The following is a 12,510-nucleotide window of genomic DNA, read 5'->3' on the forward strand; positions in this document are numbered from 1 at the left end:
ACGCAAAGATTATAGTGCTCTGTTAAGATTGAAGTTGCATGTTACTTAGGTAATCGGTAATCAGTAATCGGAGATAACAGGTCATTGTTTTCTCTTCACCGATAACCTGATAACCGATAACTTTCTATTCTAAACATAGCAAAGCAAACTTAACAAAGCAATAGGTTGTTCACCACCTTATTTTCCTTCCTTTGCGTCCTTTGCGAAATCTTCCTTTGCGCTCTTTGCGGTTAAATCTTTATACCTTTAAAAAACTTGAACATCAACTTATATCTTCTTATCGCTAACATTAGTAATTACCCCCTTACCCTTCTGCCTGGCTGGGGAGCAAGGATTCGAACCTCAACTAACAGATCCAGAGTCTGCTGTCCTACCATTAGACGACTCCCCAATAAAATCATAGCATTCACGGATATTTAACTACTTGATGGACTCCTGGAGTAATGGAGAAGTGGATTTAGACCCAATTTTCCAACACTCAATTACTCCAATACCACCGGTTCAATTAAGAAAAGTATTTCTCCTTCTTTTACTTGCGCACCATTTTTTACCATAATTTTAATAACCTTCCCCGATACCTCAGATTTTATCTCGTTAAACAATTTCATTGCCTCAATTACACAAACAGTTTTTCCACGGTCGATGACATTACCTTGTTCTACATAAGGTTCATCATCAGGTGCCGGGGCACGATAAAATATACCCGTCAAAGGAGAAATAATTTTCTCATATTTATCCTGCTCTATTGGCACTTCTTCTTCCTCAGGAAGTTCCGGGATTAATTCCGTTTCTTGAGGGATTACTTTTTTTTTAATTCTTATTCGTCTTTTTCCTTCACAAATCTCTAATTCCTCAAGGTTGGCTGTTGTCGCCAATCCAATAATCTCATGAAGTGTCTTTTCTATATCTTTTCCCATAGTTTTTATTTTACTATATAATTTTCAATAATGCAAGCATTTTTTTTATTGATTTTAATAAAAAAATATGATATGATAATAATCAGAGGTCAGAAGACAGAGGATAGAAGGCAGAATATCTAATAAATCTGACTTCTGATTTCTGTCATCTGTCATGGGAGAGATGCTGGAGTGGCTGAACAGGCACGCCTGGAAAGCGTGTGACGGGGAAACTCGTCCGAGGGTTCGAATCCCTCTCTCTCCGCCAGTTGACATTACAAATCACACCTATTTTCTACTTAACAACTTCGCACTGAAATATTTTAGTAACTATTCAGCAATGTAGTTTCGTCATTTTTTAACTGTCTTTTTTTATCAAACCTGAAAGGTTTAAATTTTACATAACCGCAGGAGAAATCTGCGGAAACGAAACATCTACGACATCTCAACCCTAAAAGGGTTGAATTTCAGGCGATGGATAAAATTCGACCCTTTCAGGGTCAAGTAGTGCTCACGAGTCTTTTTCCGTAGATTATATCTACGGTTATGTGAAATTTAACACTTTCAGTGTTAAAACTCGATGTTCAAGTTTTTTAAAGGTATAAAGATTTAACCGCAAAGAGCGCAAAGGAAGGTTTCGCAAAGGACGCAAAGAAAGGAAAACAGGTCTATAAACGAAAACGAACTTTCAAATATTGTTAATTGCTTATAAATTTCAATGTATTAAGACTCAAGGAAGGAATTAAAAGGGTGGTGAATAACCTATAAATCTTTGCGTTCTTTGCGGTTAATTTCTTTGCGTTCTTTGCGGTTAAAAAAGGATAAACCACTTAATCTTAAAAAAACTTGAATATCGAGTAAAAGATTAATAAACAACGAAAGACCCGAAATGCACAAAAAAAAAGGAAATTTCTGTCTCTGATGAATAGATTTTAACTTTTTCTCTGCGTCTCTGCGGTGAAATATAATAAGGCTGAATAGTTACGAATACACTACTGACTCGTTGCGAGTTGACCGGTTTTAACAATTTCCGGGGTGATAATCGCAATTAATTCCGTTTCATCTTCTTTAATCGCCTTGTAAGAAAATAGTGCACCTAAAAGAGGTATTCTACCAATTAGAGGCACTCTTTTAGTTGTCGTGCTCTTTTTTACTTCAGTCAATCCACTAAGGATAACGGTATCTTTACTTCTAACATTCACTTCTGTAACAACATTTTTTGAAATCATCGCGGGGACATTATTAAGTATTCGTGACCAATCAGGAGTAGAAATAGCGGTATCAATTTTCAGGTTAATATTATTATCTGCATCTGCCACTGGTGTAATTTTAAGCTGAATACCGTAGTCAACCCATTCAATTCCACTACTTGTTGTTTGATTAACCTGAGTTACTGTTGTAGGAATAGGTATTTTACCACCTACATTTACATACGCCTGTTTACCACTTAAAGTCAGAATGCTGGGTGAAGATAGTGTTTTAGCCTTACCTTTTTCCTTTAATGCCTCTATTTCGACATTTAGACCGGGCAGAAGTCCTGCATCGTCTTTTATGATACCAATATTTAATCCTTCATTAAATCCATGCGTGTAACCTTCATATTTTCGGTCTTCAATCTTACCTTCTATTTTCCACTTAGACCCCAGTTGTAACCAATCTTTTGTGCTCATATCTACAATTTGTAAATTGACTAATATTTGGAGCGGTTCCTGAACTTCAATCAGATTTATCACCCACTCATTGAAGGCATTAGCCAATCTTTCAGCGTTTTGTTTTTCATGTTGAGTTTTAACCTGACCTTTTAAGACTAGAGATTTGCCAACAAATGAAGCGGTAATATTTTCTAAACCTTTTATTTTAGAGATTTCTTGAAGCGGGAATTCCTTTTCTATGACGCGTATGGTATGTTTTTTAACGATTTTTTTTGCCCAGATGTGTAATGAAGTTACGCCTTCATGAAGACCATTAATGAGTATTTGTTCTGGCGCGACAACCGTAGCATCGGCTATTCTCGGATCCCCAATAGCCATTTTTTCTAAATTAGGGACTTCGAGGACCATAGAATCGCCAACACCAATCATCCATTCATCGGCATAACAATGCCCGGGGATAAATAGTAAAATAATCAGCCACCCAAATAATTTTTTTCTCATTTTATATCTCCCTGGTAACTATTCAGCTTATTATAAACCACAGAGGCACAGAGAACACAGAGAATATAATAGAATTTACTACCAAATCCAATCTGTTCCATAATATATAATATCTGGAATCTTAAAGGATAATTTGCAAATACATACCCCTTTTCTAAATATATTCATTCTCTGTCTCCTCTGCGTCTCTGTGGTGAATAGTTACTCTCCTTGAATACTTACAAATCTCTCAGTTAATTCTTCAGGACTAAAACTAATTCTTGGAACTCCTTTTAGTCTTGAAGATTCTACTTTAACCAATATAAAATTAGGTCCTTCAGCCTTTAAAAATTCTTTAAATTTCTGGGTAAAGTCCTGGATATTATCGACCTTTGATATGTTTTTATATCCAAATGTCTGGACACTTTTAGATAAATCAATTTCTTTAGTAATTGTTGGTTGATTGCCGGTGGACTCATAAGATTCATTATCTAAAACAAGATGAATAAAATTAGCCGGTGAACATACCCCAATCATCGGAAGGTTACCCAGACTCATCAAAACACTCCCATCTCCTTCTACGACAATCACCTTTTTAAGAGGTGAACATAAAGAAATACCCAATCCTACTGCAGAGAGCAAACCCATAGAACCCATCATATAGAAATTAGTCTTTCTATCTTTTATGGCAAATGCCTCCCGAGAAATCATCCCGGTGGTAAAAAGGGCAAAATCTTCCTCATTTAGATTATCCATGATTATCTTAATGGCTTCATCTCGTTTCATCCGACGACACCTTCTTTTAATATTAAAGCTACTGGTTTATGTTCTTTTTCCATTGAGTTGATGGCAAAATTTAGAGATTCTTCATAATTCGATGCGGAGAGAATCCTGTAGGGTATATTTAATAAATCAAGGAAATCAGTCATTTTTGCACCCATAATTAAGTGTTCCGGAGCATCTTTGCCTTCAAAACCTCTCCAGGTAATTATCATCAGTAGCGGGAGATGATAAATGAGGTTAAAAGAAGTCAAGCCATTTATAATATTTCCTAATCCTGAATTCTGGATAAGAATTCCGCCTTTTTGTCCGCATAGAGCCGCCCCACTGGCTATTCCTAATGCCGCATCTTCTCTTGAGGCAGGGATATAGGTTATTTCCTCATCCGTATAAATATAATTAAGGATGTTGGTAAAGAGCGAACACGGCACTCCAGACAAAAAAGTAAATCCTCTTTTTTTTAAAGCACTACAAAAATCTTTTGGGGTTATCATTTTATTTACCTGCCAGAAGCTCACAACTAAGTTTATAATTTTCCATTGTGTGCACTTCCATCCAGCCGGATGTTATTTCAACAATGGCTACTTTTTCACCACCATCAATCATTTCTTGCAAAAGGTCTGTCAATGAAGCCTGTTTAAAATTTGGGGCGGTATGGAATGGTCGATTGGCATATTTTATCTTTGATTTTTCATACCAATCTTTTATTTTTTGGGTTCCTGCGGAAGAAAGAAAAGTTATGCCTGTCCATTCATAATGTCTTTGTTCTTCCGGGATGTCAGTGCCAATTTTTACCGCATAATTAGTTTTGGCTACGCTTAGAATTCTCCTTTTATTGAACACAGGAGGATTCTCGGCAGAAACTAAATCCATATCGGGTTTTTTACCCGCCCGCTCAACATAAGTTGGGTCAGCAAGAATAGAAATATCTGCCATACTTTTTAAAAGTTTATCAATCACATCTGCATCAAAAAGTATGTCTGAATAACAGATTAACACTTTCCCTTCTAACTTATCGCGGGCACACATAATTGATTCTAAATCACGGGTATTTTTATAATCATTATTTTGAATCACCGCCACACCATCTAATTGAATTTTATCCCCTCGATGTCCACCCACAACAGTAATATCTTGAATGGAAAGGGTATTAAGGGTTTCTTGTTGTCTTTGAAGGAGTGATTTGCCGCTAATATCAATCATCGGCATAGGAATATCTTGCATAATATCCTTTAAACTTATTTCATCTTCATAACTCCCAGCCGCCGGGATAATAACTTTGATTGGTTCCTGAGGTCGATAGTATTTCTTCTCCATCAACTTCATTACGGACATACCTTGAAGTTCAAAGACTTCTTCCATAGAGGCAATCTCTTTTTCAATGGGTTTTGTTGTGCCATAAGCGGCGATGGCACCAAAAGTCATATCCATTGCCTTTATTGAGGCTCGAATACCATGATTAGCATAAATGACCATTTTTATCCCTAATTTTTCCAATTCCTCAGCAGTAACCGCAGAGTAAGTAGTCGGAACTACGACTAACGGGGATTTATTATTCCATGCGTGGATGAATTCAATAATTTCATCAGGGGTTTTTGATTTAGAGTGAATAAGGATTGCGTCTGCTCCGGCATCAACATAGGCATTAGCCCGGCGCAATGCTTCTTCTTGTCCCCAGCCAGCAATTAATGCCTCAACACGAGCAATGACCATAAAATCAGGATGTTCCTGCACACTTTTCGCCGCCAGAATCTTTCCGACAAATTCAGATAACGGTGCTAATTCCTGTCGGCCGGGAATAAAACTGTTGACTTTTGGAAATTGTTTATCTTCGATGACAACCGCCGCAATTCCCGCAGATTCATATTTTTTAACCATATACATCACATTATTAGAATTCCCATAACCTGTATCACAGTCTGCTACAATCGGGATAGAAACCGCATCATTCATCGTTTTTGCTACCTCTAAATACTGACTCATCGTCAGAATATTCGCATCCGGCACAGCAAATGATGTTGATATTTCTAATCCACTTGCCCAAACGCCATCAAACCCATTCTTTTCTACTAATTTAGCACTCAAACCATCATGTGCCCCAACAATCCGAATAATCCCTTTCTTCTTAAACATCTTTCTAAGTTGGCTGGCTTTATTTTCCTTTTGTTGAGACATTATATTACCTTCCTAATAGACTTATCTTACCCACATCTTTTATTGGCCAGATGTAACTTCTCCAGATGCTCCGCCTGTTTTATATCCTCCGGGAAATCAATCTCTACCCACTGTAATCCATCAACTAATTCATAATTAAAAGGTATCTTTTTAAATAAAACTGGCAGAACATCCTCATATCCACTTTCAAACTCTTTATTATTTATCCTTTGTTCGACAATTTCCTTTAAACAATTAGCGCCTGCATCATCTATCTTTAAAAACCCAACCCATTCCCCAAGTATATCAAAATCACCTTTTAAAGCCCGACTCATCTCAATTATACGCTCATTTTTAATCCCTGCGACCACTTCTTCCTCTACACCTTTTGAGGTCGTATCAATAATCAGTAAATTATTCTTTTTTGATTGAATGATTTTTTTAAATACATCTTCTTCGCAGTAAACATCAGCATCCATCACTAAGATATTTTCTTTGAGTTCATCTTTTGCTTTCCAGAGAGAAATTATACTTCCTTTTTTAAAATCAGGATTTTCAATAAACTTTATTTTTAGTTGAAAATCATTTCTGTGGACAAATCTAATAACTTCATCTTTTTTATACCCAACGACAATAACTACCTCTTTTATTCCATATTTAGCCAGGCTATTCAAATATCTTTCAATAAGTCTTTTTTCTCCAATCTTTAAAAGGCATTTTGGTCCATCAAAATATCCCTTTAATCGTTTTCCAACCCCTGCGGCTAAAATAACTGCTTTCAATAACCTTTTTACCCCTTTTATTAGGATAACACAAATCTGGGAATTTGTCAAATCTTTTTTAGTTGACACAACAATTCTATTTTGACTAATATAGCTGGAGTTTCGTTAATTTAATGAGCCATTGAGGCTATCTGAATCCTTATCAATCTGTTTATTTTGCTCAAAGATGGCAAAATTAGGCTCAAAAGCCTGATGATTTTTTTGCAACTTATCCTTTGAAGTTGAGTTGATAAAAAATGCTTCATCTATTTTCTTCCCTTTGTGTCCTTTGCGTTACTACTTTGTGCCCTTTGTGGTTTATCCTTTTTTAACCGCAAAGAACGCAAAGAAATCGACCGCAAAGAACGCAAAGATTAAAGGTAAAAGAAATCATAGAAAATTCACGAAACTCCAGTTTAAAGAACTATTTAAATCCTTTCCAATATCTCTTTTCTTTTCACCTTTCTTGTCGAAGTTTTAGGTAACTCCCCTTTCCATATCTCAAAATCCACAATCCGTTTATAATCGGCTAAGTTCGAACAATATTTTTTTATCTCCTTCTCAACGAGTTTTTTTATCCCTTCCTCATCTTTTTCTTTAAAATAGTCATAATCAGGCACAACCACCGCATAAACCTCTTCTCCACCTTTCCTGCCTGGTTTTCCGATAACACATATCTCTTTGATACAGGGGCTTTTTAAGATTTCTTCTTCAACTTCTTCCGGGTGAATTTTCTTACCGCCAGCGGTTACGATAAGATTTTTTAGCCTGCCTTTAATGTATAAAAATCCATCCTTATCAATCTCACCTATATCTCCGGTATGAAACCAACCATCTTTTATTGCTTCTTGTGTCAGGGCAGAGTCTTTGAAGTATCCCTTCATTAAATGGGGTCCCTGAATAAGTATTTCCCCTTCATCACTAATTTTTACATTTACTTCTGGTAAAGGTTTTCCAACAGAGCCAGGGCGATTTTCCTTAAATGTATTAGCTGAGGTTACAGGTGAGGTTTCACTAAGTCCATAACCTTGAAGCACAGGTATGCCCATTAATTGGAAATTCGTGGCTATTTGTGGGTCAAGTGGTGCACCACCACTAATAAAACACCGTAACCTACCACCAAATCCCAGATGAACCTTTTTAAAAAGCAGGTATCTGATAGTAGTCCATTTCCCTAAATATTTTGACAACAGTAAAATCATCTCAAATGATTTTTTAATATGGATTGGGGATTTTTCAATCTCTTTCATCACATTTTTGTAAAACATCTGTAATATCAAAGGCACAACAATCATAATTGTGGTCTGGGTTTGTTTCATAGTGGAGATGATTTCTGCAGGTTTTAAACTCCGGAGATAGGTAATGGATGAGCCACCGTGAAGTGGTCCTAAAAATCCACAGATAAGTTCATAGGCATGATTTAATGGCAAAATAGAGAGGAAATTATCCTTAGTTCCATATTTGAGCATTTTACCAAATGAGGAAATTTGAAAAAAAAGATTCTGATAAGTCAGTTCTACGCCTTTAGGATTGCCGGTAGTCCCTGAGGTGTAAATAATTACCGCAGTATCGTTTAGTTCTATGGCACGGTGTTTAAGTTCTCCTTCAACAGACTTTAACTCTTTTAAAGAAAGAATATCTTCCCCTATCTTTTCATCCAGGGATATGACCATTCTAATTTTAGTTTTTAGAGTTTTGATGAGGTCAATAAATCTGGCAGAGGCGAAGATATATTCTGCCTCACAATTATTAAGGATGTAAGTCAATTCTTTTTCTTTTAGTTTGATGTCGAGCGGCACAACGATTGCCCCGGAAAAGATAATACCAAAGAAGGCAATTGCCCATTCGGGTCTATTTTCAGAAAGGATTGCAATTCTGTCTCCTTTTTCAACCCCTGATTTAATCAATGTCGATGAAACATCAAAACCTCTATTATTTAGTTCAAGATATGATAAACTATGAAACCCTGTATCTCCTTTTATCTGAAGGGCTATTTTTCCCCCATATTTCTTCAGAGTATCTATTATATCTTCAATACTATTTAACCCTTTGAGCATTCTACTTCTCCTGAAAATCGGGACTCGGGACTCGGGGTTCGGGACTCGGGAATGCTGGTAGCCGTAAGTTTCAGCCTGATTTCACCTGAACCATCAACCCCATTTTCATCTTCCTTTGTGCCCACTCCCTGTGAGCATGAGCGTTTCTCCTTGAAAATAAGTGTCGGTGACAGTGTCAGTGTCAATTTAAAGTAACACTCTCAGAAGGAATTCTGACACTGACACTCACACTCACACTTCTGGGGTTAGGGGATTCTTTTATTCCCGAGTCCCGAGTCCCGAGCCCCTTTAATAAACTAATCATTTTTCCTTTTGCCGTATATTTTTAGCAGGTATACTGCTAAAAACTGTTTTTGGAGGTAGTTTTTCATTTTTACGGATGACTGAGCAAACATCTATGATTGACGAATCCCCAATTTCTACACCAGGCAAGATGATAGAATTTAATCCTACCGTTACCTTACTTCCGATTTTCACAGGTTTAAGTTTTAATCTTCCCCTTTCTGCCACATGACAAATCAAGACAGCATCTCCTCCGATGACCGTATCATCGCCTATTTCTATAAGGGAAACATCTGCCAATTTTTTGGAGTTGATTTGCACCCTATTCCCTATCTTCGCCCCCATCATTCGATAAAACAGGATATTTAACGGTGTCAGCATCATAAAGTCCATAAAGGTAACATTGACCAGTAAGACAAAGGCATTGGTAAATGCCCATTTCATTGCCCCAATGGAGAAATAAGGATATTCGCCTTCCTTTAACTTTAATCTAAATATGACTCGACAAAGCCCAATGACACAGATTAGAGTAATTCCGTAGATAAAATAGGTGGCGGCTAACGATAAGGAAATACTTAATATCCTTAAGGGAAGGATTAATCCGGATGAGTTTTGCCAGATAATAAAAGTAAGAGATAGTCCCGGCAATAAACATATCCCCACAAATACCGTTCCCAGGAGATACATAAATAATGTAAAGCCAAGTTGTATTAATGTCATTTCATTGTTTCCTTAAACCATTCAAGACAGATATTTCTGAATTCTTTCGGGAATTTTGTATATAAGTCTTCCGCATGGGCGGCATTTTCAAAGATAATTAGTTTTTTGGGTTCTTTAGCCTTTTCATAAAGCTTTTGGCTATGAGAAACATCAAATACCCAATCTTCTGTTCCGTGTAAAAAGAGGATGGGTATTGGCGAGATTTTATCAATAACATCTATCGGGTCGTTTTTGGGTAAAAATACATTTCCGATTTTAGCCCTTTTGTAACAATCATTGAAATGTCTTTTTACACTATTAAATGCCTCCTTTTCCCAGAATCTGAAATTTCCCTTTAAAATCCCTGTAAATGAGCTAATTAGAATAAGAGAATCAATATTTTTATAGTCCGCAGTTTCCAAAATAGCTGTGCCTGCACCGAGAGAAAAGCCAATCACACCCATCTTTTCATGGGTTTTGCGGGCATAATCCACTACTGCTTTTAAATCATAAGGTTCTAATGCGGTTAAGGTGCATTTACCCCCACTGCTACCATGCCCTCGCAAATCCATATTAATGACATCATATTCCTCCTCAAATTCCCTGGTGATACTGGTAAATACAGGAGAATCTTTGTATTCATTAATCCCATGGCAGATAATAATGACCTTATTTTTCCCTCTATTCAATTCATTAAAGGCAATTTTAATCCCATCTGGGGTTTTGACTTTAATTTCCTTGTATCCTTTTGGAAGTTTAGAAGCCCCTTTACAGGGGGTGAAGAATAGAAATAATATTGATGGTAATAAAGATTTCGTATTCATAATTCATTTTTAGTATATCACATTTATGCTTAAAATGCAAATGATTTTTTGGTAATCGTCAGGATATAGCCACAGAGTCACAGAGAACACAGAAGGAATATATAACCACGAATGAACATAAATACAAAAAGATTTGTAGTGCGAGGCGTTAGATTCGCTTCTGGCAAGCCAAAAGGCGAACTTAAAGGTTCGCACTACATTTATGGGATGTCAGAGGTTAATTCGTATCCATTTGTGGCTACTTTTCTTAATTCTCTGTGAACTCTGTGTCTGTGTGGCTGAATGCTTACGAATTTTAAAATGGCAAAATCCCCTTGAAAAATCTATAAACTAACCACAAGTCCCAAATTGTGAACGCTCCCCCACTGCCCCATTACACACTACCAAAAATTTCTGTTGACTTTTTGCAAAAAATAAGGTAATCTATAACTAACTAATAAATTTAAATAGGGCTTCACGAAATTAAAACTAAATAATCGGTTAATTGGTAACTGGTAATTGGTAACTAATTACCATTCACCAGTTACCATTTACCAAAGAAATGGAGGGAATAAAAAGTGATAGAACAAATGAAGGTAGTAGGAATAGCGGTTGATAATAATAATATGCCTATTATTGTTTTGAAAAATGAGGATGGTCAAAAAGCACTTCCAATTTGGGTGGGTATATTTGAGGCACAGGCAATACTTTTTGCATTAGAAGGAATACTTCCACCACGACCACTAACCCATGATTTATTGAAATCAGTTATTGAAACCATGGGTGGAGAGGTCGATAAAATAGTAATTACGGCACTTTGTAATAACACTTATTTTGCTAAACTATTTATTAATTATGGGAACAATTTAGTTGAGGTAGATTCTCGGCCAAGTGATGCAATTGCATTAGCTTTAAGAACCGATTCACCTATTTTTGTTACAGACCATGTGATAAGCACCATTTCTATGCCCCAACATCCTATTGATGATGAGGAAATGAAAAGATTTAAAGAGGAACTTAAAAATTTAAATCCAAAGGATATATTTTAAAAGGAGTTAATTGGGTTCACAGGGTTCAAGGTTTTGAGATTAACCGTGAATCCCTTCTTAACCGAGTAATTCTTTAGTTTTTTCTTTCTCTAAATGTCCTCCAGATTCATTAAATTGTAATTCTTCTTTTAATTCTTGTGTTGCCTTTCTGAATTCTTTCATTGCCCGTCCCAGAGCCTTACCCATTTCCGGCATCCTTTTAGGACCAAAAACAATAAGAGCAATTATAAGAATAATAATCAATTCTGACATACCAATTCCAAACATCCATATCACCTCACAGATATAGTAGTTATTAACGAAAATTTCTCATAGAACAGATATAGCAACAGGGTTGATGGTTGATAGTTGATAGTTTCATAGACTATCAACTATCAACCATCAACCATCAACTATCAACAATACTAATGTGAACTTTTGGTTAATACTTACTATAAGAGAAAGTGAGGGTAACTATTCAGCCACTGATTAACACGGGTCAGCATGGATAAATAACACAGGAGAGTCTGTGTGCATCTATGGCTGGCTCGTTACCTGCATCCTTATTCTCCTGTTTTTTCTTTAATCTCGCCTTTTTTGTTTTCATTACTTTCTTCATCACTACCTTTAATTGCCGATTGAAATTCTTTAATCCCTTTTCCCAGACTTTTACCTACCTGAGGTAATTTCCCTGCCCCAAAAATAACCAACACTATCACTAAAATAACCCCTAATTCTGGTAGTCCAATTGGTCCTAACATAACTTTTCACCTCCATAATCCTTTACCGCAGAGACGCAGAGAAACAGAGAAGACATAGAAATAAAGTAACTATTCAGCCATTGATTAACATAGATTAGCACGGATAAATCCAGAGGGCAGAAGGCAGAGGACAACAGGAGGAAAAATCTTCAGCCTA

14 protein-coding genes and 2 tRNA genes are annotated in these 12,510 nt (G+C 36.4%); 3 read left to right on the forward strand and 13 right to left on the reverse strand.

Features of this window, described 5'->3' with window-relative positions; all coding sequences use genetic code 11:
- Positions 1 to 317 precede the first annotated feature (317 nt).
- Both AB1414_07635 and AB1414_07640 read right to left on the reverse strand, forming a co-directional pair.
- Positions 318 to 391: transfer RNA gene (locus tag AB1414_07635), tRNA-Gln, on the reverse strand.
- A 91-nt stretch (positions 392 to 482) separates the two neighbouring features.
- Positions 483 to 917, reverse strand: a complete 435-nt coding sequence (locus tag AB1414_07640) for a biotin/lipoyl-containing protein (GenBank protein MEW6607312.1) — start codon at positions 915 to 917, stop codon at positions 483 to 485.
- A gap of 157 nt (positions 918 to 1,074) precedes the next feature.
- Here AB1414_07640 and AB1414_07645 point away from each other — a divergent pair.
- Positions 1,075 to 1,164, forward strand: a tRNA-Ser gene (locus tag AB1414_07645).
- 724 nt (positions 1,165 to 1,888) lie between these two features.
- On the opposite strand, the gene AB1414_07650 is transcribed toward AB1414_07645, so the two are convergent.
- The 9 genes from AB1414_07650 to AB1414_07690 all read right to left on the reverse strand — a co-directional run bounded on the left by AB1414_07650 (position 1,889) and on the right by AB1414_07690 (position 10,585).
- On the reverse strand, positions 1,889 to 3,049 hold the full coding sequence (locus tag AB1414_07650; protein MEW6607313.1) for a pilus assembly protein N-terminal domain-containing protein: 1,161 nt from the start codon (positions 3,047 to 3,049) through the stop codon (positions 1,889 to 1,891).
- Between the two features lie 201 nt (positions 3,050 to 3,250).
- Positions 3,251 to 3,814, reverse strand: a complete 564-nt coding sequence (locus AB1414_07655) for a thiamine pyrophosphate-dependent enzyme (protein ID MEW6607314.1) — start codon at positions 3,812 to 3,814, stop codon at positions 3,251 to 3,253.
- The gene (locus AB1414_07660; GenBank protein MEW6607315.1) at positions 3,811 to 4,302 is read right to left on the reverse strand and encodes a thiamine pyrophosphate-binding protein; all 492 of its coding nucleotides are present in this window, start codon (positions 4,300 to 4,302) and stop codon (positions 3,811 to 3,813) included. Before AB1414_07660 ends, AB1414_07655 begins: the two co-directional genes overlap by 4 nt.
- Position 4,303: 1 nt before the next feature.
- Positions 4,304 to 5,983 (reverse strand): phosphoenolpyruvate mutase, encoded by a 1,680-nt coding sequence (aepX, locus tag AB1414_07665; GenBank protein MEW6607316.1) that lies wholly within the window; start codon positions 5,981 to 5,983, stop codon positions 4,304 to 4,306.
- Positions 5,984 to 6,009: 26 nt separating this feature from the next.
- A complete protein-coding gene (locus AB1414_07670; GenBank protein MEW6607317.1) occupies positions 6,010 to 6,813 on the reverse strand; it encodes a phosphocholine cytidylyltransferase family protein in 804 nt (267 codons plus the stop codon).
- A gap of 338 nt (positions 6,814 to 7,151) precedes the next feature.
- Entirely contained in the window at positions 7,152 to 8,780 is a 1,629-nt protein-coding gene (locus AB1414_07675) for an AMP-binding protein (GenBank protein ID MEW6607318.1), read from the reverse strand.
- Positions 8,765 to 8,965 carry a hypothetical protein gene (locus AB1414_07680; GenBank protein MEW6607319.1) on the reverse strand — a complete coding sequence of 67 codons (201 nt, stop codon included), beginning with the start codon at positions 8,963 to 8,965 and terminating at the stop codon, positions 8,765 to 8,767. The genes AB1414_07675 and AB1414_07680 overlap by 16 nt, the downstream gene beginning before the upstream one ends.
- Before the next feature lie 115 nt (positions 8,966 to 9,080).
- Complete coding sequence (locus AB1414_07685; protein ID MEW6607320.1) at positions 9,081 to 9,782, reverse strand: hypothetical protein; 702 nt, start codon at positions 9,780 to 9,782, stop codon at positions 9,081 to 9,083.
- Positions 9,779 to 10,585 carry an alpha/beta fold hydrolase gene (locus AB1414_07690; protein ID MEW6607321.1) on the reverse strand — a complete coding sequence of 269 codons (807 nt, stop codon included), beginning with the start codon at positions 10,583 to 10,585 and terminating at the stop codon, positions 9,779 to 9,781. Before AB1414_07690 ends, AB1414_07685 begins: the two co-directional genes overlap by 4 nt.
- A gap of 111 nt (positions 10,586 to 10,696) precedes the next feature.
- Between AB1414_07690 and AB1414_07695 the strand changes: the two genes are divergently transcribed.
- The gene (locus AB1414_07695) at positions 10,697 to 10,846 is read left to right on the forward strand and encodes a hypothetical protein (GenBank protein ID MEW6607322.1); all 150 of its coding nucleotides are present in this window, start codon (positions 10,697 to 10,699) and stop codon (positions 10,844 to 10,846) included.
- 296 nt (positions 10,847 to 11,142) lie between these two features.
- The gene (locus tag AB1414_07700; protein MEW6607323.1) at positions 11,143 to 11,613 is read left to right on the forward strand and encodes a bifunctional nuclease family protein; all 471 of its coding nucleotides are present in this window, start codon (positions 11,143 to 11,145) and stop codon (positions 11,611 to 11,613) included.
- A 57-nt stretch (positions 11,614 to 11,670) separates the two neighbouring features.
- On the opposite strand, the gene tatA is transcribed toward AB1414_07700, so the two are convergent.
- Together tatA and AB1414_07710 are read right to left on the reverse strand one after the other, a co-directional pair.
- Positions 11,671 to 11,880: a twin-arginine translocase TatA/TatE family subunit gene (tatA, locus tag AB1414_07705; GenBank protein ID MEW6607324.1), complete on the reverse strand. Its 210-nt coding sequence runs from the start codon at positions 11,878 to 11,880 to the stop codon at positions 11,671 to 11,673.
- Between the two features lie 275 nt (positions 11,881 to 12,155).
- Entirely contained in the window at positions 12,156 to 12,353 is a 198-nt protein-coding gene (locus AB1414_07710) for a twin-arginine translocase TatA/TatE family subunit (GenBank protein ID MEW6607325.1), read from the reverse strand.
- Positions 12,354 to 12,510 lie beyond the last annotated feature (157 nt).

The organism is bacterium, from assembly GCA_040755795.1.
Taxonomy (GTDB): domain Bacteria; phylum UBA9089; class CG2-30-40-21; order CG2-30-40-21; family SBAY01; genus JBFLXS01.

What these genes read in the sequence shown, in the direction of transcription:
- AB1414_07640 (MEW6607312.1), bottom strand. Translation starts at nt 917, where the DNA reads ATGGGAAAAGATATAGAAAAGACACTTCATGAGATTATTGGATTGGCG.
- AB1414_07650 (MEW6607313.1), bottom strand. Translation starts at nt 3,049, where the DNA reads ATGAGAAAAAAATTATTTGGGTGGCTGATTATTTTACTATTTATCCCC.
- AB1414_07655 (MEW6607314.1), bottom strand. Translation starts at nt 3,814, where the DNA reads ATGAAACGAGATGAAGCCATTAAGATAATCATGGATAATCTAAATGAG.
- AB1414_07660 (MEW6607315.1), bottom strand. Translation starts at nt 4,302, where the DNA reads ATGATAACCCCAAAAGATTTTTGTAGTGCTTTAAAAAAAAGAGGATTT.
- aepX (MEW6607316.1), bottom strand. Translation starts at nt 5,983, where the DNA reads ATGTCTCAACAAAAGGAAAATAAAGCCAGCCAACTTAGAAAGATGTTT.
- AB1414_07675 (MEW6607318.1), bottom strand. Translation starts at nt 8,780, where the DNA reads ATGCTCAAAGGGTTAAATAGTATTGAAGATATAATAGATACTCTGAAG.
- AB1414_07685 (MEW6607320.1), bottom strand. Translation starts at nt 9,782, where the DNA reads ATGACATTAATACAACTTGGCTTTACATTATTTATGTATCTCCTGGGA.
- AB1414_07690 (MEW6607321.1), bottom strand. Translation starts at nt 10,585, where the DNA reads ATGAATACGAAATCTTTATTACCATCAATATTATTTCTATTCTTCACC.
- AB1414_07695 (MEW6607322.1), top strand. Translation starts at nt 10,697, where the DNA reads ATGAACATAAATACAAAAAGATTTGTAGTGCGAGGCGTTAGATTCGCT.
- tatA (MEW6607324.1), bottom strand. Translation starts at nt 11,880, where the DNA reads ATGTTTGGAATTGGTATGTCAGAATTGATTATTATTCTTATAATTGCT.
- AB1414_07710 (MEW6607325.1), bottom strand. Translation starts at nt 12,353, where the DNA reads ATGTTAGGACCAATTGGACTACCAGAATTAGGGGTTATTTTAGTGATA.